The following is a 20,928-nucleotide window of genomic DNA, read 5'->3' as shown; positions in this document are numbered from 1 at the left end:
CACGCCAGTGGGATCAGCCCCAATCGCCTCCGCGCCAGGTGAAGGACACGGTGTTGAAGGGCGTATCGCCCACCTGCAACGCTCCGGTGACGACGGTCTCGCCGTCCTTGCCCTTGGTCGCCTTGGACTTCTTCAGCGCCGCCGGATCGATCTTGGCGTCCAGCCGGACCTCGCCGAGCTTCGGATGACTGCCGACTAGGCGGACATGGTCGTCGGTCACCAGATAGGCCGTCGGCAGGACTTTCAGCTTCACCGAATAAACCGTGTTGCCCAGGGCGTTGATCCGCGACGGGCTGGTCACGTCGACGAACTCCAGCATGACCGGCGCGTAGGTCTTGGTTCGCTGACCGCTCTCCCAGTCGTTGAAGCCCTGACGGCCGGCGATGTGCAGATTATCGAGCCGGTAGTCCCCGACCTTCACCTCGTTGACGGGCAAGTAATAGCCGAACTGCTCATCGCCCTTGGGGCGGGTCAGGCCGGTGAAACTGGGATCGACCGGGACGGCCGGCGGCGCGACCGGCGCGGCGCTGGCGGTCTTGGCTTCTTCTACGGATTGGCCGCAACCGGCAAGCAAGGCGACACACGCCGCCACGAAGAGCGTCTTACGCATCTGTTTCCCCCCACAGGATTTGTCGAAGTTCAACATGAGCCGGGCGGGCTGTCCATGGTCGCGCTATGTTCCACCCCATGCGGCCCGAGATTCTCTTTCCGCTCTATGCGCCGATCACCTCGTTGAAGGGCGTCGGCGCGCGCGTCGCGCCGCTGCTGGAGAAGCTGGCTGGCCCGATCGTGCGCGACGTGCTGTTCCTGCGGCCGCACTCGGTGATCCGGCGCGAGGTGGCGACAGTCTCAACCGCCACCGAAGGCGCAGTGCAGATCTTCGAGGTCGAGATCGACGCCTACAAGCGGCCGCGCAGTCCCCAGCAGCCGTGGCGGGTGGAGACCTATGACGGGACAGGGGTGCTGAGCCTGGTGTTCTTCGGGAGCTTCGGCGGGCAGCTCGAGGCCAAACATCCCGTGGGGGCCAAGCGGCTGGTCAGCGGCAAGGTCGAGCGGTTCGGCCTCAACCTGCAGATCGCGCACCCGGACTATTTCCTGCCCCTGGACCGGGCGGCGGATATCCCGCTGTTCGAGGCCGTTTATCCGGCGACCGCCGGCCTGCCCGCCCGCACCGTCCGCAAGTTCGCCCAGGAAGCGCTGTCGCGGGCGCCCCACCTGCCCGAATGGCAGGACAGTGCGTGGCTGGTGCAGGAGCGGTTCCCGTCCTGGATCGAGGCGCTGCGGGCCGTCCACGGACCGACCTCGGAGGCGGACCTGTCGCCGCTGTCGCCCGCGGCGCGACGGCTGGCCTATGACGAGTTGCTGGCCCATCAGCTCGCCATGGCCCAACGCAAGGCTGAGCGGCGCACGGAGGCCGCGCCGGCGATCGGCGCCTCGGAGCTTGCCGCACGGATCGCCGCGGATCTTCCCTATGAGCTTACAGGCGCGCAGCAGCGGGCGCTGGCCGACATTCGGCGTGACCTGGCGGCGGGCGAGCGCATGAGCCGGCTGCTGCAGGGCGATGTGGGGTCGGGCAAGACCGTCGTCGCCATGCTGGCCATGGCCGATGTGTCCGGCGGCGGGCAAAGCGCGCTGATGGCGCCGACCGAAATCCTGGCGCGGCAGCACTACGAGACGATCTCCGGGCCGCTGTCGGAGCATGGCGTGACCGTCGTTCTGCTGACCGGGCGGGACAAGGGAGCGGCGCGGGCCGAGAAGCTGCGCGCCCTGGCCTTGGGCGCGGCTCAGGTGGCGGTGGGCACCCATGCGCTATTCCAGGACGAGGTGGCGTTCCAGAACCTGCAGTTGGCGGTGATCGACGAGCAGCACCGGTTCGGCGTGGCCGAGCGACAGCGGCTGCAGGCCAAGGGCGCGGCCACCCACCTGATCGCCATGTCCGCCACGCCGATCCCGCGGACGCTGGAACTGACCATCTATGGCGACCTCGACGTGTCCCGCATCGACGAGAAGCCGCCTGGCCGCACGCCCGTCGCCACCCGCGCAGTACCCATGAGCCGCCTCGCCGAGGTGGAGGCGCGGCTGCGGCAGGTTGTGACCCAGGGCGCGCAGGCCTTCTGGATCTGCCCGCTGGTCTCGGAATCCGAACTGGTCGATCTGAAGGCGGCCGAGAAACGGGCCGAGGAGCTGCGCGCGCAGCTCGGGCCGAGCGTCGGACTGGTCCACGGTAAGATGTCCGGCCCGGAGAAGGACGCCGTGATGGCCGACTTCGCCGATGGGAAGATCGGCGTTCTGGTGGCGACGACCGTCGTCGAGGTCGGGGTGAACGTGCCCAACGCCACGATCATGGTCATCGAACAGGCCGAACGGTTCGGCCTGGCGCAGCTACATCAGTTGCGAGGGCGCGTCGGCCGCGGTTCGCGCGAGAGCGCCTGCGTGCTGCTCTATGACCCGCCGCTGTCGGAGACCGCACAGAAGCGACTGGATATCCTGCGCCGTACGGACGACGGCTTCCTGATCGCCGAGACCGACCTCGAGCTGCGCGGCGGCGGCGACGCGCTAGGCCTGCGCCAGTCCGGGTTCCCAGCCTATGTGTTCGCCGATCCTGCGGCGCATCGAGACCTGATCGCCGCTGCGGGCGACGACGCGCGGATGATCGTGGGTCGCGATCCGGACCTGACCTCAGAGCGCGGCCGCGCCTTGCAGGTGTTGCAGGAACTGTTCGACTGGCGGCCGGCCTCGCCGCTCAAGGATGCCGGCTAGCCCGAAGCGCGGCCGACCGGGCCAGGGCGTCAGCTTCGAGGTCAGCGTAGAAGAGGTTGTATCCGGGCGCCTTCCGACGATCGGTCCATGACCCGGACGCGCGCAGCGACGTCGATTGCGGCCGGGTCACGCGCAGGAGCCCGCGCTCGCAGCGCGCTCCGACTTGGCGCGTCAGGAAGGCCGGTCGCGCGCCCCACTCGAGGCCGGTCGCATTGGTGGCCCCGCGATTGAGGCGGGCGGGCGCCTCGCCGTCGACCACGCCGCCGAACAGCGGGTTGAAGCAGATCGGCGTGCGGCCTTCGAGGTTAACGAGCTGGCCGCCGTGACCCCAGACCAGGGAGCGGTCGAGCACCGACTGCGCCTTCTCCACATCGCCCTCATAGACGGCCATCCAGGCGGCCAGACACCCTGGCTGCTTGGGCGCCAGGCAGGGCGGCAAGGGCGGATTGTCCGAGGGCACGATGGTCTGGATCAGATAGGCCGCCACGATCTTCGACCTGATGGCGGGGTTCGGAGCGACCTCCTCGGCCAGCAGGCGCGTTGCGAGGGTGCCCCCCTGCTCCACCCCGATGATGATGATCGGCCGGCCGTGATTGTAGTTCGCCATGTAGTGGCGGAAGGCCGCGGCGACGTCCCCATAGGCGAAGCGGCGCGCCTCCCGAGCATCTTCGCGCAGGGTCATGAGCGTGTAGAGGCTGGCCTGGCGATGGCGCGGAGCGAAGATCCGGCCCGCTCGCACGAACGGTCCGGCATAGTTGGGCGCCATCACCTCACGGAAGATGCGGTCCGACTCGGGATCGTCGATCGGCGCGTTCCAGTGGCGACCGCCGTCGTAGGTCGTGGGGCTGACGAAGAACACGTCCGCCGGCGGCTCGCCGGCCGTCGGCGTCGCCGGCGCCTGGGGCATCAGCGCCCAGGACGCGCGCTGCGAATAGTCGGGAGGGGGCGGCGGGTCATAGGTCTGGAAAGGCTCGCGCGGGTCCAGGCTGGTGCGCAGGATGTCGTCGCGCCAGACGTAGGCCGCCAGGGCGAGCACCGCGACGGTCAGGGCGACCGCCGCGAAGGCCAGGCGGCGAAAACCTCTGGGCCGATCCGCCATCCGCCTAGCGGTACGGATCCGGCTGGGAGAGATAGGACTTCACGTAGTCCGAGATCCCTTCTTCCAGGCTGGTCATCGGCTGATTGTAGCCGGCTTCCTGCAGCCGCTCCATGTGGGCGCGGGTGTAGTACTGGTACTTGTCCCGGATCATCGGCGGCATGGGAGTGTATTCGATCTCCGGCGCCTTGCCGGCGGCGGCGAACACGGCGCGAGCCATATCCTCGAAGGTCCGCGCCACGCCCGAACCGAGATTGTAGATCCCGTTGACCTGCTCGTTCTTGGCCAGCCAGGCGATCACGTCGGCCACGTCGCGGACATAGACGAAGTCGCGCTGCTGGCCGCCGTCGGCGACGCCCTCGCGATAGCTCTTGAAGAGCTGCACGGCGTGCCCGTCGCGGACCTTCGGCCAGATCTGCGAGGCCACGGACTTCATCGAGTGCTTATGCTCCTCGTTCGGCCCGTAGACGTTGAAGAACTTCAGGCCCACCCATTGCGGCGGCGCATAGTCCCGGGCCGCCTGGCGCGCGGCGAACAGGTCGAACAGCGCCTTAGACCAGCCATAGGTGTTGAGCGGCCGCAGGGCCGTCAGCGAGGCGATGTCCTGCTTGTCGTCGAACTCGCTGGCGTCGCCGTAGGTCGCTGCCGAAGACGCGTAGATGAAACGCCGCTGATGATCCGCGCACCAGCGGAACAGGTCTCGCGAGAGGGTGAAGTTCGAGTGGATGATCTTGTCGGCGTCCGGCTCGGTCGTGGACGACACCGCGCCCATGTGGACCACCATTTCGACGTCGCGCCAGCGCTTCTCCAACCACTCGAACATCGACTCCGGCGCCACGAAGTCGCCGATGGGGTGCTTGGCGATGTTGCGCCATTTGCCGAGTTCGGCCTCGCGCAGACGGTCGCAGACCACCACGTCGAGATCGGGGTCCTCGGTCAGCTTGGCGACAATGTTGGAGCCGATGAACCCGGCACCGCCGGTGACGAAGATGATCCGACGGGTCATGCTTTCTCCTGCATGCGAGCGATGGCGGCGGTCGTGGAATAGCCGTCGACGATTTCGGCGAGCCTGACTTCGCCGCCATAGGATTTCACGAAGTCGCCGCCGACCACCTGGCTTTCGGCATAGTCGGCGCCCTTGATCAGAACGTCCGGACGGGCGGCCTCAATCAGCTCGATGGGGGTGTCCTCGTCGAACGGCGCCACCAGGTCGACAGAGCCCAGGCCCGCCAGGACCATGGCGCGGCTCTCCAGGTCGTTGACCGGACGGCCCTCGCCTTTCAGCGCCCGCACCGAGCGGTCCGAGTTCACGCCGACGATCAGGCGGTCGCACCAGCTACGGGCTTGAGTCAGGTAGGCGACATGGCCGCGGTGCAGGATGTCGAAGCAGCCATTGGTGAAGCCGACCTTCAGCCCCTTCGCGCGCCAGCGGGCGATCTCGTCCACCATCCGCTGAGGCGTGACGACCTTGGCCTCCGCCGGGGCCATGTGCTGGCTGATCGAGGCTTCGATGAGTTCCTCGGGCGAGACCACGGCCGTTCCGGCCTTCCCGACAGCGACGCCGGAGGCGAGCATGGCGAATTCGATGGCGTCTGCGATGTCCACCTTGGCCGCCAAGGCCACGCCCAGGGCCGCCAAGGTCGTGTCGCCGGCGCCGGACGCGTCGAACACCTCGCGAGGCACGCCGGGGAAATGGCGGACCGGCGCTACGCGCGTCGCAAGCGAGATGCCTTTGGCGGCGCGGGTCACCAGGATCGCCTTGGCCTGGCAAAGGGTCAGGGCCCGTTCCAGCGCCGCCTCGACCTCGGCGTCGGTCGAGGTCGGCAGGTCGGTGGCGTGAGCCAGTTCGGCGGCGTTCGGCTTGACGATGTCCACCTCGCCGTAGCCGGCGAAGCTGCGGGCCTTGGAATCGACGATCATCACCGCGCCCGAGGCGCGCGCGGCCTCGATGACCGCAGGGGTGACCACGCCCTTGCCGTAGTCGGAGATCAGCACCACGCCGGCGTCCCGGGTCACGTCGCGCACGGTGCGGACCAGACGTTGTTCGACCTCGCCCGCGGCTGGGCCGCTGGTCTCCATGTCGACGCGGAGCAGTTGCTGGCCGCCGGACACGAAGCGCGTCTTCAAGGTGGTCGGACGCGAGGCGTCGGTGACGACGAACCCTTCCACCCCTGGCTCAGCCTTGATGAGGCGCAGGGCTTCGACGCCCTCGTTGTCGCCGCCGACCAACCCGACCAGGCAGACCTCGCCGCCCAAGGCCGCGGCGTTGCGCGCCACGTTGCCGGCTGCGCCCAGCATCACCAGCTCGCGCTTGCGGGCCAGGACCGGGATAGGCGCCTCTGGTGAGACGCGGGTGACGTCGCCGTAGACGAACCGGTCGACCATCAGGTCGCCGACGCAGGCGATGCGCGCGCCCGGGAGGGCCGAGAGGATCTTCTGAAGCGCCGAAAGGTCCATGGGGCTCACAGCCTAAACCTATTGGCGCACGGCCGCATGAACAGCCTTGAGAGTCGCCAGCAGAGGCCCGGCGTCGGCGAGAGGCAGGCAGCTGGGCCCGTCGCACAGCGCCTTTTCCGGATCGTGGTGGAATTCCAGAAAGACGCCATCCGCGCCCGCGGCGACCGCGGCCTTGGCCAGGATCGGAACGCCGGCGCGCCGACCGCCGGTCGAGGCCCCGTTCGACTTCGGATTGGCTCCAGGAAGCTGCACCGCATGGGTGGCGTCGATGGTCACCGGCGCGCCGAGCTGCTTCATCTCCTGGATGCCCAGCATGTCGACCACGAGGTTGTTGTAGCCGAACGAGACGCCGCGCTCGCAGAGGACGGTCATGTCCTGTTCGACCGCTTCCTTGATCTTGTCGAGGATGTTGCGGCAGTCCCAGGGAGCCAGGAACTGGCCCTTCTTGACGTGCAGGAGACCGCCGGCCTTCTGGGTCGCGCGGGCGGCGGCGACCACGAGGTCGGTCTGGCGGCAGAGGAAGGCCGGGATCTGGACGAGGTCGGCGACTTCGGCGACCGGCTCGGCCTGGTCGATCTCGTGCAGGTCGGTGCAGATCGGAACGTCGAACTCGCTCTTGATGGCCCGCAGGATCTCCAGGCCCTTCTCCAGGCCAGGCCCGCGATAGCTGCGGATCGAGGAGCGGTTGGCCTTGTCGAAGCTCGCCTTGAAGACATAGGGCAGCCCGAGCTCGGTGGTTAGCGCCTTCAGGCGCCGCGCCGCGTCGCGCGCCAGTTCCAGGTCTTCCAGGACGTTGAGGCCCGCGATCACGACCAGCGGCTGGCCTTCCCCAATCGATAGATTCCAGCGGTTAAGCGTCAGTACAGTCATGACATTCCTGGCGTTGTTCGAGTTCGGCGGCGTCCGGCCGAAGCCTAAGTGGCGCGCGCGCGCCGGCTTCACAAGCGCGAAAACGTGACCCCTCACACGGCGTGAACCCGTTGCTCGCACTGGAGTTGATTCAGCGCGAACCCAAATGCAGAGTTACGACGTGAAAAATCGAGGGGTGCGACAATGAGCTTGGCGCATGAACCATCGTTGGCGGCTTTGGCCGCTTCACCACGGGCGTTCGGAAGGCTGCCGGCCCTGGCCGGGGCTCCGGCGACATTTCGGTTCGCCGCCCGGCTGATGGCGCTCAACTGGCGGGTCGGCACGCTCACCTTCATCACGCCCTCCGGACGCGAACTGAGGCTGAAGGGCGTCGAGCCCGGCCCGGAGGGACGGATTATCGTCCACGACTTCGGCTTCATGCGCCGGGTGATGGCCGCCGGGGACATCGGCTTCGCCGAGGGTTACATGGCCGGAGAGTGGGATACGCCCGACCTTTCGGCCGTGCTGTGCGTGGTCAGCCTTAACTTCGACAGGCTGGCGAGATTATTCCGCGGGAACCTGCTGGTGCGCGCGGCCAATTTCGTCGGGCACAGCCTGCACGCCAACACCCGCAAGGGGTCGCGCAAGAACATCCACGCCCACTACGACCTGGGCAACGCCTTCTATGGCGAGTGGCTGGACCGCACGATGACCTACTCTTCCGCCCGCTACGAGCATCCGGGCGAGGCTTTGGATCAAGCCCAGACCAACAAGTACCGCAGCCTGGCCGAGGGAATGGGGCTGTCGCGAGACCAGTCGGTGTTGGAGATCGGCTGCGGCTGGGGCGGGTTCGCCGAGTTCGCGGCCAAGGAGGTCGGCGCGAAGGTGACGGGCATCACCATCTCCCAGGAGCAGTTCGATTTCGCGAAGAAGCGGATGTTCGACCAGGGCCTGAACGAGCGGGTGGAAATTCGCATGGTCGACTACCGCGACGTCGAGGGAAGCTTCGACCGCGTCGCCTCGATCGAGATGTTCGAGGCCGTGGGCGAGCGATACTGGCCGGCCTATTTCGACAAGATTCGGCAGGTGCTGGCCGATGGCGGCCGTGCCGGCCTGCAGATCATCACCATCCGCGACGACATCTTCGCGGCCTATCGGCGTCGGGCCGACTTCATCCAGAAGTACATCTTCCCGGGCGGCATGCTGCCCTCGGAAACCCGCCTGAAGGTGGAAACCGATCGCGCCAGACTCGACTGGACCGGGATCACCCGTTTTGGCCACGACTATGCCGACACCCTGGCCGAATGGGGCAAGCGCTTTGAAAGCGCCTGGAGCGAGATCGCAGCCCAAGGCTTCGACGAGCGCTTCCGCAAGCTCTGGCGGTTCTATTTGAGCTATTGCGAGGCCGGGTTCCGCACCGAACGGACCAATGTCGTGCAGCTTAGTCTGGCCAAGGCCTGATCACCCCCCTGTTCTTGGCCGGCGGCGGCGCTTAAGTAGACGGCCATGACCGTCGCAAGCAGCGTCCTCGACGCCATCGGAAACACGCCGCTCATCCGCCTCCGCCGCGCCAGCGAGGCGACCGGATGCGAAATTCTCGGCAAGGCCGAGTTCATGAACCCGGGGGCCTCGGTCAAGGACCGCGCCGCCCTCTACATCGTGCGGGACGCCGAGCGGCGCGGCCTGCTCAAGCCCGGCGGGCGGATCGTCGAGGGGACGGCTGGCAACACCGGTATCGGCTTGGCCATGGTCGGGGCGGCGTCCGGCTATCAGACCACCATCGTCATCCCTCGCACCCAGAGCCAGGAGAAGAAGGACGCCATCCGGCTTCTTGGAGCCGAACTGGTGGAGGTGGACGCGGTCCCCTACTCCAACCCCGACAACTATGTCCGCTATTCCGGACGCCTGGCCGAGGAGCTGAACGCCAAGGAGCCAGCCGGAGCCATCTGGGCCAACCAGTTCGACAACGTCGCCAACCGCCAGGCTCACGTCGCGACGACCGGTCCGGAGATCTGGGAGCAGACTGGCGGAAAGGTGGATGGCTTCATCTGCGCGGTCGGCTCGGGTGGCACGCTTGCGGGCGTGGCCGAAGCCCTGCGCGCGCGCAATCCGGACATCAAGATCGGCCTGGCCGATCCGCACGGGGCTGCGCTCTATTCCTGGTACGCCGACGGCGAGCTGAAGTCCGAGGGCGCCTCGATCAGCGAGGGCATCGGACAGGGCCGGATCACCGCAAACCTGGAGGGCCTGAAGGTCGATCAGCCCTATCGCATCGACGACGTGGAAATGCTCAACGTGATCTTCGACATGGTCGAGCACGAAGGGCTGGTCATGGGCGGGTCGACGGGGATCAACGTGGCCGGCGCGATCCGGATGGCGCGAGAACTCGGCCCAGGGCACACCATCGTGACCATCCTGTGCGACCAGGGATCACGCTATCAGAGCAAGATCTTCAATCCCGCCTTCCTCAAGGAGCGCGGCTTCCCCATCCCCAAGTGGCTGTAGCGACCATGGATCCCGTCGTCTCGACCGCCTGGCTCTCCGATAAGCTCCGCACGCCGGAGACACGGATCGTGGATGGAAGTTGGCACATGCCAGCGGAAAAGCGGAACGGGCGCGAGGAATACCTCCAGGCGCACATTCCCGGCGCGGTGTTCTTCGACATCGACGCCATCGCCGATCATGCGACTGACCTGCCGCACATGCTGCCCAGCCCCGAAGAGTTCGCGCGGGCGGCCGGTGAGCTTGGCCTGTCGCGGGACGCCGACATAGTGGTCTACGACACCCATGGCATACGGTCGGCGGCGCGAGTCTGGTGGACATTGCGGGCCATGGGGTACACGAAGGTCCACGTCCTAGACGGCGGCCTGCGCAAGTGGATGGCCGATGGGCGCCCGATCGAGAGCGGCGAGGTCTATCCCGCCAAGGCTACGGTCGAGCCAGCTTTCGACGCAGATCTCGTGCGCAGTGCGGCCGACGTCCGGCGTATCATCGAGAGCGGCGAGGCGCGGATGGTCGACGCCCGTTCGGCCGGACGTTTCGCCGGTTCGGCGCCCGAGCCTCGCGCCGGCCTCCGTTCGGGCCACATGCCGGGCGCGGCCAACCTGCCTTTCGAGCAGGTGATCGCGCAGGATGGCACGCTCAAGGACACGTCCGAGCTGAAGGCGGCCTTCAAGTCCGCCGGGGTCGATCTGGGCAAGCCGATCGTCACCTCTTGCGGGTCGGGAGTGACCGCTTCTGTGCTCGCCCTGGCGCTGGCGCGGCTTGGTCTCGATCGCACAGCGGTCTATGATGGGTCCTGGACCGAGTGGGCGTCGCTGCCCGATACGCCGATCGTCACCGGCGCCTAGCGGATCGGCGGGGCGTAGATCAGGCCCGGCTGGGCCGCATTCCACTGAGCATTATGGCCTCGCTCGAGCTTCAGCGCCGACTGCGCGCCGACATTGCGCTCGAAAATCTCGCCATAGGCCCCGACCTGCACGATCGCCTGGTAGCCGAAATCCGGCTTGAGCCCGAGCATGCCGCCGAAGTCCTCGCCCTTGCCGAGCAGACGGCGGATGCGAGGGTCGGTCGAGGTTTCCGCAAGTTGTGGCGCGGACTTCGAGGTTACGCCGAGTTCTTCGGCCAGGATCAGGGAATTGACCGTCCAACGGACGATGTCCGTCCAGACAGGGTCGTCCTGTCTGACCACGGGCCCGAGCGGCTCCTTCGAGATGATCGTCGGCAGGATGACGTGGGCGTTCGGGTTGTTCATCACCGAGCGCGACGAGGCCAGGGCGGAAACATCGGCGGTGAAGACGTCGCACCCATCGTTCTGGTAGCGGGCCCGCGCGTCGGCTTCGTCCTTCACCAGCACCGGCTGGTATTGCAGGCCGCGCGCGCGGAAATAATCGGCGAGATTCACCTCGCTGGCCGTACCCTGCTGCACGCAGATCTTCGCGCCGTTGAGCTCGTCGGCGCTGGTCAGGGCGAGCGCCTTGGGGGCCAGGAAGCCCTGGCCGTCGAAATAGGTGATCGCGGCGAAATCGACCCCCTCGCCAGCGTCACGCCCCATGGTCCAGGAGGTGTTCCGGGCCAGGACGTCGACCTTACCGTTGCGCAGCAGGTTGAACCGCTCCTCGGCGCTGACCGGCGTAAAGCGCACGGCCTTCGCATCACCCAGCGCCGCGGCGGCCACGGCCCGGCAGATATCGACATCGAAGCCCCGCCATCCGCCATGATCGTCTGGAAAGGCGAAGCCGGCCAAGCCTGCATTCACGCCGCACGACACCCAACCTCGGGCGCGGACAGCCTTGAGCGTCGGGCTCGGCTTGGGTTGAGCGCTCACGACGGCCGGCGGGACATCCAGCTTCGGCGGAGGCGGCGGCTCTTCCTTTTTCCCACAGGCAGCCAAGGCGAGCGCGACGATCAGCGCGCTATGGATCCGCACAGAAATACTGGGCCGGAAGATTGACCGTCCTCCTTGATTGGAAAGCTGGGCAGGCTCTAAGTGCCAGCCGATCATGGCTCAAGTTCGTACCACCCCGTCAACCGGGATCGCCGAAGAAACCCGCCTCATTCGCGCCGGCGCCAAGGCGTGTGACCTTGTGAAGACAGTCGGGCCGCCGATCCAGAAGGGATCGACCGTCCTGCTGCCCAACGCAGCGGCGCTCTATGACGACGACAACCACCTGACCTACGGCCGCGCCGGCCTGGCGGCCCATCAGGCGCTGAAGAGCGCGCTGGCCGAGATGGAGGGCGCGTCGGGCGTCTGCCTCTACCCTTCGGGCCTGGCGGCGATCACCGGAGCCTTGCTGGCGGTGCTGAAAGCCGGGGATGAGGTGCTGGTCGCCGATAATGTCTACAAGCCGACACGCCGGTTCTGCGACAACGTCCTCAGGCGCTACGGGGTCGCCGTCCGCTATGTCGATCCGCGACTGTCACCGGAGGAGTTGGTAGCTTCCGCGTCCGACTCGACCCGGCTGATCGCGCTGGAGTCCCCCGGCTCGCTGACCTTCGAGATGATGGATCTGGCGGCGGTCTCAGCCTTGGCCAGGGCGCGGGGCATCCTGACCCTGACCGACAACACCTGGGGCGCAGGCTATCTCTACAAGCCGCTTGAGCATGGCGTCGACATCAGCATCCAGGCGCTGACCAAGTATGTCGGCGGCCACTCCGACGTCTTCATGGGCTCGGCGGCCGCCCGCGACGCCGCGGTGCTCAACGCCCTGGAAAGCAGCGTCCACGACCTGGGCTGGTCCGTGGCGGCGGAAGACGCCTATCAGATGCTTCGCGGCCTGCGCACCCTGCCCACCCGCCTGGAACGGCAGGGCGCGACCGCACTGGCCGTCGCCGAGTGGCTCCAGGCGCAGCCGGAAGTGGCCGAGGTCATCCATCCCGCATTGCCGAGCGATCCGGATCACGCGATCTGGAGCCGTGATTATAAAGGGGCCTGCGGCCTGTTCGGCTTCGTCCTGAAGGCTGGCCGTCCCGAGGCCGTGGACGCCTTCCTGAACGCGCTGCAGCTCTTCGGGCTCGGCTTCTCGTGGGGCGGGTTCGAGAGTCTGGCGATCCACAGCGATCCGCAGCTCGGCAAGCGCAAGTACGCCCGCGCCTATGCGGGCCCCTTGATGCGCCTGCATATCGGTCTGGAGGCCGAGGAGGACCTGATCGCCGACTTGCGCCAGGCCCTCGACGCCTACGCCGCAGCCTAGGGCCGGGCCATCCGGCTCATGAACAGGGCCGCGCGCTTGGTCTGACGGGTCAGGCTGCCGAGTTCCATGGTCTCGCCCGGCGCGTGCGAGCCTTCGCCAGCCGTGCCGAAGCCGATGAGACCGGGAAGCAGGTCGCCGACGAAGCCGATGTCGCCCGCCCCGCGCTTGAGCGGATCCAGTTCGGCCATCGGCTCCAGGCCGAGGTCGCGGTTGACCTCGTTGAGCTTTCCCAAAAGGGCGCGGGACGCTTGCGTCGGGGCCATGGCCGGATAGCCTTCGCCGAATTCGATGCTCGCACTCGCGCCGGCCAGGGGCTTCTCGACGATAGCCTTCATCTTGGCCCGGACGCTGTCGGTCTGGCTGTTCGACAGGGTCCGCAGGTCGCCGCGGGCGATAGCCTGGGCCGGAATGATGTTGGTCTTGCCGGTCGCCGTCGCGCCGGTATCGGCCTCGTTGGCGGCGGCCGTCGTGCCGGCGGCCATGTAGCCGACGTTGAAGGTGGCGTTGGGCTCCCTCGCGGTCTCGCGGAAGGCGTCGACGATCCGGGCGAGCTCATAGGCCGCGCCGTAGCCGACGGCGTCGTCGAAGATGCCGGACGAGTGTCCGGACTTGGCCGTGACGGTCACCTTCCACTCGGTGGACGAACGACGGGCGATGGAGGCCATGTCGTTGCCGTTCTCCTGGGCGAGGCCCTCGAACTCCAGGGCGAGATCGCTCTTCTTGGCGGCTTCGATCAGGGGGCCGCGAGAGACGCTCAGCGGCCGCCCTGCCCGCTCCTCGTCGCCGGTCAGCACGATGGTGATGTCCGCGTCCTTCAGCGTGCCGGCCGCCTGCATCGCACGCAGCGCGCCGACCATCACGACCAGGCCACCCTTCATGTCGTTGACGCCCGGCCCCTCGATAACATCGCCGCGGCGCACATACTTCTGGAAGGGGCTGTCGGGTTCGAACACGGTGTCCATGTGCCCGATCAGCAGCATGCGCTTGCCCTTGCCCGAGCCCTTGTGGGTGGCGACGATGTGGCCGGCGCGGCCAACCTCCGTCATCGGGATCCATTGGACATCGAAGCCGAGCGTCTTCAGCTCGCTCTCCATCTTCCGCGCCACCTGCTCGACGCCGGCGCTGTTGAGCGTGCCGCTGTTGATGTTGACGATGGCTTCGAGGAGCTGGAGCGAGCGGGCTTCCTCTGCGCCCGCAGCCTGCACCAGCCTGGTTTCCTGGCCGCTGAGTCCGGCGGCGAGGGCGGGGCCGCCGCTGACGATGGCGAGCGCCGCCAGGGCGGCGGCTGTGGTTCTGAAGCGGATCATTCTCGTCCCCCCGGGATACTGACTCTCGGCGAGGACAATCCCTGGCCTGGGAGGCGAACTCAAGCCTTCGCCTTAGGAACCTGCCTGCCGATGGCGCGATAGCCCTGTTGAACCCGCGAGACTGGAGCGCCGCCATGTCCCATCCCACCCCCGAGGACCGCTTCTCCCAGCAGGCGGACCGCGTCGCCGACAAGCATCGTGACGTCCAAGCCAAGGTCGATGCGGCCGAGGAAAAATCCTTCTCGCCGAAGAACGACGACAAGGCCATGCAGGCTGGAGCGCGGCCATATCCCGTCCCGCCCTTCCCGCAACAGCATCAACCCAAGCCGGGCGAGGAATACCGGCTGGATCCCGAGCCGCTGTACGACGCCCCATTCTATCGGGGCTCGGGCAAGCTGGAGGGCAAGGCGGCCCTGATCACCGGCGCCGATTCCGGAATCGGCCGGGCCGTCGCCGTGCTATTCGCTCGTGAGGGCGCGGACGTCGCCATCGCCTACCTCTCGGAAGATCGGGACGCCGAACGCACGCGCGCCGCGGTCGAGGCTGAAGGGCGGCGGACCATCCTTCTTCCGGGCGACGTGGCCGATCCGGCCTTCGCACGTCATGCGGTCAGGCAGACGATCGAGGCTTTCGGTCGCCTCGACGTGCTGGTGAACAACGCCGCGTTCCAGGAGCACGTCAGCGACATCGAAGAGCTCAGCGAAGAGCATTTCGACCGGACGCTGAAGACCAATCTCTACGGCTATTTCCACCTGGCGAAGGCGGCCATCCCGCATCTGCGGCCCGGTTCGGCGATCATCATGACGGGTTCGATCACTGGGATCGACGGCTCCAAGGAGCTTCTGGACTACTCCATGACCAAGGGCGGCATTCACGCCTTCACCCGCTCGCTGGCGGCGCACCTCATTCCAAAGGGGATCCGCGTGAACGCGGTGGCGCCCGGCCCGGTCTGGACGCCACTTAATCCTGCCGACCGACAGGCTCCCGATGTCAGCAAATTCGGGGCGCAGACGAAGATGAAGCGTCCCGCCCAGCCCGAGGAGATCGCCCCGGCCTATGTCTTCCTCGCCTCGCCCCAGTGCTCCAGCTTCATCACCGGCGAGGTCCTGCCGATCATCGGCGGGTACTGAACCTCCCGGCAAGCGGGGCGGCGGTTGGCGCGCCCAGCAGGACTCGAACCTGCAACCGTCCGCTTAGAAGGCGGATGCTCTATCCGGTTGAGCTATGGGCGCTCTCTGGCCGTCAGTGCGTCCAGGGCTGTTTGCGGCCGTAGGCGAAGTTGTCCGCATAGGCCTTGATAATGCGCTTGGGCGTCTTCGCCTCGGTGATCTGGAAGGGAATGCCGTGGGCCTGGGCGTAGGACACCGCTTCGTCCTTGGTTTCGAAGGACAGGCGAATCTGGCCGTCGGTGTCGCTGGTCAGCGTCCAGCCCATCAGCGGATCGGACCGGCGGGCGGAGGCCGGCTCGAATTCCAGCACCCAATCCTTGGTCTTCGCCTTGCCGGACTGCATGGCGTTCTTGGCCGGACGATAGATGCGCGCGAGCATGCGAACCCTCTTGAAAATCACTCCGGCGCTGGTCGGGGCGGCAGGATTCGAACCTGCGACCCTCTGCTCCCAAAGCAGATGCGCTACCAGGCTGCGCTACACCCCGAAAGCGCCGGTTCGCGGGGGATATAAGGCTTTGGCCTTTCCCGCAATTGAACAAAGCGCGCGGAAGGCCTAGTCGCGCCGGCGCATGAGCTTGAAGATCCCCGAGGCGCGCACGAGATCGACGCCTTGCACGTGGGCGCGGGCCTCCACGAAAGCGACGTCCTTGGTCGAGCGGGTCACCTTGGCCTCGCCCATGATCCACTCGCCAACCCGCCCCATATGCAGGAAGTCGACCGAGAGATGGATCGTGACGCCGGTCTGGCGGGTGGTGCGATAGGCCGCCGAGCCCATCAGGCCGTCGAGAAACGCCGTCAGCATACCGCCGTGCACCAACCCGATGCCGTTCGCATGGCGCGGCAGGGCGTAGAAGGCCTGCTCCGTCAGCTCGCCCATCTCCGCACGATGGAAATAGGGGCCGTTGTGGCTGGAAAAGGCGCCGCGGTTTCCGGACGGTACAAAGCCGGCCGGCGGGTCCGGCACGCGGTCACGATCAGTCACGCTTGAAGATCCGATGCTCGATGCGGTCGCCTGGCAGCAGGCCGATCTCCTCGGCCCGACCGCCGGCCAGTTCCAGCACGCCGACAATGGGGCCGCCTGACGGAATGGGCGTTTCCGACAGAGGCGTCGCATTACGAGCGATCGAGAGGACCGTCCCGTCGCGCTGGATATAGATGATGTCCAGCGGGATCAGGGTGTTCTTCATCCAGAAGGCGGCCGGTTGCGGCGTCTTGAAGTCGAACAGCATCCCTCGGTCGGGAGCGAGTTCCTTGCGGAACATCAGCCCGCGTTCGCGTTCGGCGTCATTATCGGCGACCTCGACGAAAAACCGGGTGCGCCCTTTGGAGGTCACCACCTCCAGCGCTTCGAATCCGGCCGGCGGCTGTCCGACGGCGCCGGCCACGGCCCTCGCGTTCGGCTCGACGGCCGGAGCCTGCGCAGCGGGCTGAGCCGCCGGCTGCGCGCTGCAGGCCGCGGTGAGGATCAATGCGCCGGCAAGCGCGAACAGGCCGCTTCGTGGCCGCATAGGGCTGGTCACCGGAAGGCTCCGAATGCTGCTGGTCAGACGGGCGCAAAAACGCGCCCGCCGTCGGCCCCAGCATCGCTGCGCCAAGGCTCAGGCCAGACCTACAGACTCGATCTCGGCTACGACAAGCCCTTTCGGGCCCTCGGCGAAACGGACCATGACGTCATCGCCCGGTTGCAGATCCTCGATACCGGAGCGGCGCAAGGTCTCGATGTGGACGAAGATGTCGCCGATCTCGCCGTCGCGGATCACGAAGCCGTAGCCCTTGGCGCGGTTGAACCACTTCACCTTGGCCCGCTCCAGCGGTCCTCTCGGCGCCATCGGTCGACGCGATGGTCGCGAATGCAGGCCGCCACGGTCGAAGTCGCGCCGCGGACCATCGTCAAATCGCCTTCGCTCCGAAGGCGGCGGAGCAGCGCTCTCGTCCACCTCCAGCACCTCGGCGACTTGCCAGCCCTTCGGCCGCCTGATCACGTCACAGACGATGACCGCGCCTTCCAGGGCGCTTTCGCGTCCGGAATTGCGCAAGCTGGTGACGTGAAGCAGCACGTCCTTGAGTCCCGTTTGATTGGGATCGTCAGGAACGACAAATCCATAACCCTTGCCGGCGTCGAACCACTTCACCCGCCCGCTGATCCGCACGGCTTGTTCGTGTGGACCCACTCCCTCGAATTCGTACCCAGACATCTGCCCCTCTGGCCCGGTCTCCCCCCGATCCTTTCGGATATGGCCAACGTGAACAGTGTTCTCGTGCCGCAACGTCGTCAATGGGGCATTTTACGGAGGCTGCACGCATTAGTCGCATTTTGCGCGAACAAGTCGTCCTTCGCGCAGCTCTCCGCGAAAAATGACGACCGGCGGCGCCTCGAACGCCTGAGGAGCGCATGCCATCTGCTTATGCAGACTAGCTTTTCCGATGCCGTGGAGGAAGCTCGCGATGGCAGTCCCTAGGGGAGTCGAACCCCTCTCTCCAGGTTGAAAACCTGGCGTCCTAACCGATAGACGAAGGGACCGCGTCGGCGAGAGCGGCGTCTATATCTACGATTCTGAGGGTGCGCAAGCGCCTGAAAAGCAGGCGACATTTGCTTGCGCAGATCGGCTTTTTCAATGCAGTGGGAGAAGCTCGCGATGGCAGTCCCTAGGGGAGTCGAACCCCTCTCTCCAGGTTGAAAACCTGGCGTCCTAACCGATAGACGAAGGGACCGCGCGCGAGAGCGGCGTCTATATCTACGATTCCGGGGGTGCGCAAGCGCCCCTTCGAAACTTCTTGGCCAAGAGCGAGATTTCGTCGCTGGGGCGGCGTTCAGCCGACCCGACGAGGGTCGGCGACATCCTCGATTTCCAGCTCGACGCTTTGCCGGCCCTGCCAGTCGTCCGGGCGCAGCTTGCCGGCGACATGGACCGCGCCCGCGCCGTTAAGCAGTTGCTGGCCAAGCTCAGTGTCCTCGGCGCGCCATGCGACGGCCTTCAGGCGGCCCCCGGAGCCATCGGTGAGCGTCACCCGCACATGCCCTCCACGAAGCGCCATGGGCCTTTCCACGCGCACATTGGCGGCCGCGAACATCGGCTCAGGGTTTCCAGGTCCGAACGGGGCCAGATCCTGGAAGCTCTGATAGAGGCCCCTGTCGCAACCGCCGGCGGTCACCAGGGCGTCGATGTCCAGGCGATCCTCCGCAGCCGCAAGTTCGGCCTCCTGGGCGAGCTTCTGGTTCAGGAAGTCGCGCAGTTCCGGGATGAGCTCCGGCCGCACCGAGAGGCCAGCGGCCATGGCGTGGCCGCCCCCGGCCAGAAGCAGCCCCTCCTCAAAGGCGGCCTGCACGGCACGACCGAGATTGACCCCGGGTTGCGATCGGCCGGACCCCTTGCCGACATTGGCCGCCCGATCGACGCCGATCACCAGGGCGGGCTTGCGATAGCGCTCACGCAAGCGGCTGGCGACGATGCCGATGACGCCCGGATGCCAATCGTCGGCCGCGACCAGGACGAGCGGGGCGTCACCGAAATTGCTCTCGCGCTCGGCGATGCGGACGGCTTCCTCGAAGATCTCCTTCTCCACCTCCTTGCGGGACGCGTTGAGGGCGTCGAGCTCGGTCGCCAGGGCCGCCGCCTCCTCGGGATCGTCGGTCGAGAGCAGGCGGGCGCCAAGATCGGAGCGCCCGATCCGGCCGCCGGCGTTGATCCTGGGGCCCAGAATGAATCCCGCGTGGAAGACGCTGGCCGGACCTGAGCCCTTGGCGACCTCCAGCAGGGCCTTGAGCCCCGGATTGCGCCAGGCGGACATCACCTTCAGGCCCTGCGCCGTCAGGGCGCGATTGAAGCCCACGAGCTGGGTCACGTCGCAGATGGCGCCCAGGGCGGCCAGGTCCAGCCATTGGCGCAGATCGGGCTCGGCCCGTCCAGAGAAGAGCCCCCTGCCCCGCGCCTCGCGGTTCAGCGCGGCAAGCAGGACGAAAGCGACGCCAGCGGCCGCCAGCACACCTTGACCCGAACCGCAGCCGGGCCGGTTCGGGTTCACCAGGGCCGAGACCTCGGGAATCTGGTCGCGCATCAGGTGGTGGTCGATGACCACGACCTCGAGGCCGATCTCCTTGGCGCAGGCCAAGGCCTCGTAGGCGGCGGCCCCGCAATCGACGGTGACCACCAGCTCGACGCCGGATTCCCGTATCCGCCGGAAAGCCGCGGGCGAGGGGCCATAGCCTTCGGTCAGACGGTCGGGAACATAGATCGACAGCTCCTTGCCCATGGCCCGGAACCAGCGAACGAGCTGGGCGGCGCTGGAGGCGCCGTCGACGTCGTAGTCGGCGAAGACCGTCATCGGCCGGTCGGCCAGCAGGGCGTCGATCAGAATGGCGGCGGCGCGATCCATGTCGAGGAAGCTCGACGGGTCGGGAAACAGCGCCTTGAGCGTCGGATTCAGATAATGCTCACCGGCCTCGCCGGACACTCCGCGGGAGGCCAGGGCGCGGGCCAGGGGCTCTGAGAGGCCAAGGCTCAACTGGTGGCGGCGCACGAGGCCCGGATCGGCCGGCCGCTCACGCCAAGCGCGCCCGGTCAGCGAACGGACGACGCCGAGATAGGCCAGCGGCGAGCCGTCATCGGCCATGGCTAGACCGGCCGCTTCATCCGCACTTCGCGCACCGTGCGGGTGGATGAGTTCATGACCAGGGTGTGGGTATGGACGAAGCCGCGCTCCAGCCGCACCCCGTCGAGCAGGGCGCCGTTGGTGACGCCGGTGGCGGCGAAGATCGCTTCGGCCCGCACCATCTCGTGCAGGTCGTACTTCTTGTCGAGTTCGGTGATGCCGATGCGGGTGGCGCGCGCCTTCTCGTCGGCGTTACGAAAGACCAGCCGGCCCTGAAATTGGCCGCCGACGCACTTGAGCGCGGCGCAGGCCAGCACTCCTTCGGGCGCCCCGCCCTGCCCGAGATAGAGATCGACGCCCGTGGTCGGATCGGCGGTGTTGATCACGCCCGCCACGTCGCCGTCGGTGATCAGGTAGACCCGCGCGCCGACCGATCGCACCGAAGCGATGATGTCAGAATGCCGCGGACGATCGAGGACGCACACCGTGATCTCGGTCGGATCGACGCCCTTGACGGCCGCCAGCGCCTTCACGTTGTCGGCGGGCGACTTGTCGAGATCGATCGTCCCTTCAGGATAGCCCGGCCCACAGGCGATCTTGTCCATATAGGTGTCGGGGGCGTTCAACAGGCTGCCCTTGGGCGCCCATGCCATCACCGTCAAGGCGTTGGACATGGCCTTGGCGGTCAGGGTGGTGCCTTCGAGCGGATCGAGGGCGATGTCGATGGACGGCCCCCTCCCTGTACCGACCTTCTCGCCGACGTAGAGAACCGGCGTTTCTTCGCGCTCGCCCTCGCCGATGACGATCTCGCCGTCGATGTTCAGTTCGTTGAGCGCCGTGCGCATGGCGTCGACGGCGGCCTGGTCGGCGGCGCGCTCATCGCCGCGGCCGACCAGCTTCCAGGCGGCGATCGCCGCAGCTTCGGTCACCCGGACCGCGTCCAGCACCACTCCGCGATCCAGATCGTCCGAACTCATAGCTCTCTTCCCTTCACGCGCGGCGCGAAA

At 67.1% G+C, this 20,928-nt stretch carries 19 protein-coding genes and 4 tRNA genes; 6 read left to right on the top strand and 17 right to left on the bottom strand.

Going from position 1 to position 20,928, the window contains the following annotated elements; genetic code table 11:
- Positions 1–13 precede the first annotated feature (13 nt).
- A complete protein-coding gene (locus ABID41_RS12890; protein ID WP_331928503.1) occupies positions 14–610 on the bottom strand; it encodes a hypothetical protein in 597 nt (198 codons plus the stop codon).
- A gap of 77 nt (positions 611–687) precedes the next feature.
- Here ABID41_RS12890 and recG point away from each other — a divergent pair, with 77 nt between their 5' ends.
- The gene (recG, locus tag ABID41_RS12885) at positions 688–2,760 is read left to right on the top strand and encodes an ATP-dependent DNA helicase RecG (RefSeq protein WP_331928548.1); all 2,073 of its coding nucleotides are present in this window, start codon (positions 688–690) and stop codon (positions 2,758–2,760) included.
- Here recG and ABID41_RS12880 read toward each other — a convergent pair.
- Genes ABID41_RS12880 through kdsA form a run of 4 tightly spaced genes read right to left on the bottom strand, consistent with a single transcriptional unit; the run spans position 2,744 to position 7,183 of the window.
- On the bottom strand, positions 2,744–3,859 hold the full coding sequence (locus ABID41_RS12880; RefSeq protein WP_354297802.1) for a DUF3089 domain-containing protein: 1,116 nt from the start codon (positions 3,857–3,859) through the stop codon (positions 2,744–2,746). The genes recG and ABID41_RS12880 overlap by 17 nt on opposite strands.
- Before the next feature lie 4 nt (positions 3,860–3,863).
- Positions 3,864–4,862 (bottom strand): ADP-glyceromanno-heptose 6-epimerase, encoded by a 999-nt coding sequence (gene rfaD / locus ABID41_RS12875; protein ID WP_331932523.1) that lies wholly within the window; start codon positions 4,860–4,862, stop codon positions 3,864–3,866.
- Positions 4,859–6,313, bottom strand: a complete 1,455-nt coding sequence (gene rfaE2, locus ABID41_RS12870) for a D-glycero-beta-D-manno-heptose 1-phosphate adenylyltransferase (protein ID WP_331932524.1) — start codon at positions 6,311–6,313, stop codon at positions 4,859–4,861. Before rfaE2 ends, rfaD begins: the two co-directional genes overlap by 4 nt.
- A gap of 18 nt (positions 6,314–6,331) precedes the next feature.
- The gene (gene kdsA / locus ABID41_RS12865) at positions 6,332–7,183 is read right to left on the bottom strand and encodes a 3-deoxy-8-phosphooctulonate synthase (protein WP_331932525.1); all 852 of its coding nucleotides are present in this window, start codon (positions 7,181–7,183) and stop codon (positions 6,332–6,334) included.
- Between the two features lie 183 nt (positions 7,184–7,366).
- Here kdsA and ABID41_RS12860 point away from each other — a divergent pair, with 183 nt between their 5' ends.
- From ABID41_RS12860 to sseA, 3 genes are read left to right on the top strand one after another with little or no spacing between them, the layout of a single operon-like run.
- A complete protein-coding gene (locus ABID41_RS12860) occupies positions 7,367–8,623 on the top strand; it encodes a cyclopropane-fatty-acyl-phospholipid synthase family protein (protein WP_331932526.1) in 1,257 nt (418 codons plus the stop codon).
- 45 nt (positions 8,624–8,668) lie between these two features.
- A complete protein-coding gene (locus ABID41_RS12855; protein WP_331932527.1) occupies positions 8,669–9,667 on the top strand; it encodes a cysteine synthase A in 999 nt (332 codons plus the stop codon).
- Between the two features lie 5 nt (positions 9,668–9,672).
- Positions 9,673–10,512 (top strand): 3-mercaptopyruvate sulfurtransferase, encoded by an 840-nt coding sequence (gene sseA / locus ABID41_RS12850; RefSeq protein ID WP_331932528.1) that lies wholly within the window; start codon positions 9,673–9,675, stop codon positions 10,510–10,512.
- Here the strand turns inward: sseA and ABID41_RS12845 are convergent.
- Positions 10,509–11,489 (bottom strand): amino acid ABC transporter substrate-binding protein, encoded by a 981-nt coding sequence (locus tag ABID41_RS12845; protein WP_331932529.1) that lies wholly within the window; start codon positions 11,487–11,489, stop codon positions 10,509–10,511. The genes sseA and ABID41_RS12845 overlap by 4 nt on opposite strands.
- Positions 11,490–11,697: 208 nt before the next feature.
- Here ABID41_RS12845 and metC point away from each other — a divergent pair, with 208 nt between their 5' ends.
- Positions 11,698–12,855 carry a cystathionine beta-lyase gene (gene metC, locus ABID41_RS12840; RefSeq protein ID WP_331932545.1) on the top strand — a complete coding sequence of 386 codons (1,158 nt, stop codon included), beginning with the start codon at positions 11,698–11,700 and terminating at the stop codon, positions 12,853–12,855.
- On the opposite strand, the gene ABID41_RS12835 is transcribed toward metC, so the two are convergent.
- Positions 12,852–14,162, bottom strand: coding sequence for a M20/M25/M40 family metallo-hydrolase (locus tag ABID41_RS12835; RefSeq protein WP_331932530.1), 1,311 nt, complete (start codon positions 14,160–14,162; stop codon positions 12,852–12,854). The two genes, metC and ABID41_RS12835, sit on opposite strands and share 4 nt — an antisense overlap.
- A 134-nt stretch (positions 14,163–14,296) precedes the next feature.
- Here ABID41_RS12835 and ABID41_RS12830 point away from each other — a divergent pair, with 134 nt between their 5' ends.
- Positions 14,297–15,292, top strand: coding sequence for an SDR family oxidoreductase (locus tag ABID41_RS12830; protein WP_331932531.1), 996 nt, complete (start codon positions 14,297–14,299; stop codon positions 15,290–15,292).
- A 25-nt stretch (positions 15,293–15,317) separates the two neighbouring features.
- Here the strand turns inward: ABID41_RS12830 and ABID41_RS12825 are convergent.
- The 10 genes from ABID41_RS12825 to glpX all read right to left on the bottom strand — a co-directional run bounded on the left by ABID41_RS12825 (position 15,318) and on the right by glpX (position 20,898).
- Positions 15,318–15,394 (bottom strand) — tRNA-Arg (locus ABID41_RS12825).
- Between the two features lie 10 nt (positions 15,395–15,404).
- On the bottom strand, positions 15,405–15,710 hold the full coding sequence (locus ABID41_RS12820; protein ID WP_331932532.1) for an ETC complex I subunit: 306 nt from the start codon (positions 15,708–15,710) through the stop codon (positions 15,405–15,407).
- Positions 15,711–15,739: 29 nt separating this feature from the next.
- Positions 15,740–15,816, bottom strand: a tRNA-Pro gene (locus tag ABID41_RS12815).
- A gap of 68 nt (positions 15,817–15,884) precedes the next feature.
- Positions 15,885–16,313 (bottom strand): PaaI family thioesterase, encoded by a 429-nt coding sequence (locus ABID41_RS12810; protein ID WP_331932533.1) that lies wholly within the window; start codon positions 16,311–16,313, stop codon positions 15,885–15,887.
- On the bottom strand, positions 16,306–16,851 hold the full coding sequence (locus ABID41_RS12805; RefSeq protein WP_331932534.1) for a DUF192 domain-containing protein: 546 nt from the start codon (positions 16,849–16,851) through the stop codon (positions 16,306–16,308). Before ABID41_RS12805 ends, ABID41_RS12810 begins: the two co-directional genes overlap by 8 nt.
- A gap of 78 nt (positions 16,852–16,929) precedes the next feature.
- Positions 16,930–17,526: a cold-shock protein gene (locus ABID41_RS12800; protein WP_331932535.1), complete on the bottom strand. Its 597-nt coding sequence runs from the start codon at positions 17,524–17,526 to the stop codon at positions 16,930–16,932.
- A gap of 251 nt (positions 17,527–17,777) precedes the next feature.
- A tRNA-Glu gene (locus ABID41_RS12795) sits at positions 17,778–17,852 on the bottom strand.
- A gap of 116 nt (positions 17,853–17,968) precedes the next feature.
- Positions 17,969–18,043, bottom strand: a tRNA-Glu gene (locus ABID41_RS12790).
- A 99-nt stretch (positions 18,044–18,142) separates the two neighbouring features.
- Entirely contained in the window at positions 18,143–19,942 is a 1,800-nt protein-coding gene (gene recJ / locus ABID41_RS12785) for a single-stranded-DNA-specific exonuclease RecJ (protein WP_331932536.1), read from the bottom strand.
- A gap of 2 nt (positions 19,943–19,944) precedes the next feature.
- Positions 19,945–20,898 (bottom strand): class II fructose-bisphosphatase, encoded by a 954-nt coding sequence (gene glpX / locus ABID41_RS12780; RefSeq protein WP_331932537.1) that lies wholly within the window; start codon positions 20,896–20,898, stop codon positions 19,945–19,947.
- Between the last annotated feature and the right edge of the window lie 30 nt (positions 20,899–20,928).

The organism is Phenylobacterium koreense, from assembly GCF_040545335.1.
Taxonomy (GTDB): domain Bacteria; phylum Pseudomonadota; class Alphaproteobacteria; order Caulobacterales; family Caulobacteraceae; genus Phenylobacterium; species Phenylobacterium koreense.
Note: the sequence above shows the minus strand (reverse complement) of the source record. Positions and strands in the feature narration are given on the sequence as shown.

Bases quoted from the DNA above. Each gene is read 5' to 3' on its own strand.
- ABID41_RS12855 (WP_331932527.1), top strand. From the start codon at position 8,669: ATGACCGTCGCAAGCAGCGTCCTCGACGCCATCGGAAACACGCCGCTC.
- ABID41_RS12880 (WP_354297802.1), bottom strand. From the start codon at position 3,859: ATGGCGGATCGGCCCAGAGGTTTTCGCCGCCTGGCCTTCGCGGCGGTC.
- ABID41_RS12890 (WP_331928503.1), bottom strand. From the start codon at position 610: ATGCGTAAGACGCTCTTCGTGGCGGCGTGTGTCGCCTTGCTTGCCGGT.
- ABID41_RS12860 (WP_331932526.1), top strand. From the start codon at position 7,367: ATGAGCTTGGCGCATGAACCATCGTTGGCGGCTTTGGCCGCTTCACCA.
- glpX (WP_331932537.1), bottom strand. From the start codon at position 20,898: ATGAGTTCGGACGATCTGGATCGCGGAGTGGTGCTGGACGCGGTCCGG.
- rfaE2 (WP_331932524.1), bottom strand. From the start codon at position 6,313: ATGGACCTTTCGGCGCTTCAGAAGATCCTCTCGGCCCTCCCGGGCGCG.
- recJ (WP_331932536.1), bottom strand. From the start codon at position 19,942: ATGGCCGATGACGGCTCGCCGCTGGCCTATCTCGGCGTCGTCCGTTCG.
- kdsA (WP_331932525.1), bottom strand. From the start codon at position 7,183: ATGACTGTACTGACGCTTAACCGCTGGAATCTATCGATTGGGGAAGGC.
- rfaD (WP_331932523.1), bottom strand. From the start codon at position 4,862: ATGACCCGTCGGATCATCTTCGTCACCGGCGGTGCCGGGTTCATCGGC.
- ABID41_RS12830 (WP_331932531.1), top strand. From the start codon at position 14,297: ATGTCCCATCCCACCCCCGAGGACCGCTTCTCCCAGCAGGCGGACCGC.
- ABID41_RS12800 (WP_331932535.1), bottom strand. From the start codon at position 17,526: ATGTCTGGGTACGAATTCGAGGGAGTGGGTCCACACGAACAAGCCGTG.
- ABID41_RS12835 (WP_331932530.1), bottom strand. From the start codon at position 14,162: ATGATCCGCTTCAGAACCACAGCCGCCGCCCTGGCGGCGCTCGCCATC.
- recG (WP_331928548.1), top strand. From the start codon at position 688: ATGCGGCCCGAGATTCTCTTTCCGCTCTATGCGCCGATCACCTCGTTG.
- sseA (WP_331932528.1), top strand. From the start codon at position 9,673: ATGGATCCCGTCGTCTCGACCGCCTGGCTCTCCGATAAGCTCCGCACG.
- ABID41_RS12820 (WP_331932532.1), bottom strand. From the start codon at position 15,710: ATGCTCGCGCGCATCTATCGTCCGGCCAAGAACGCCATGCAGTCCGGC.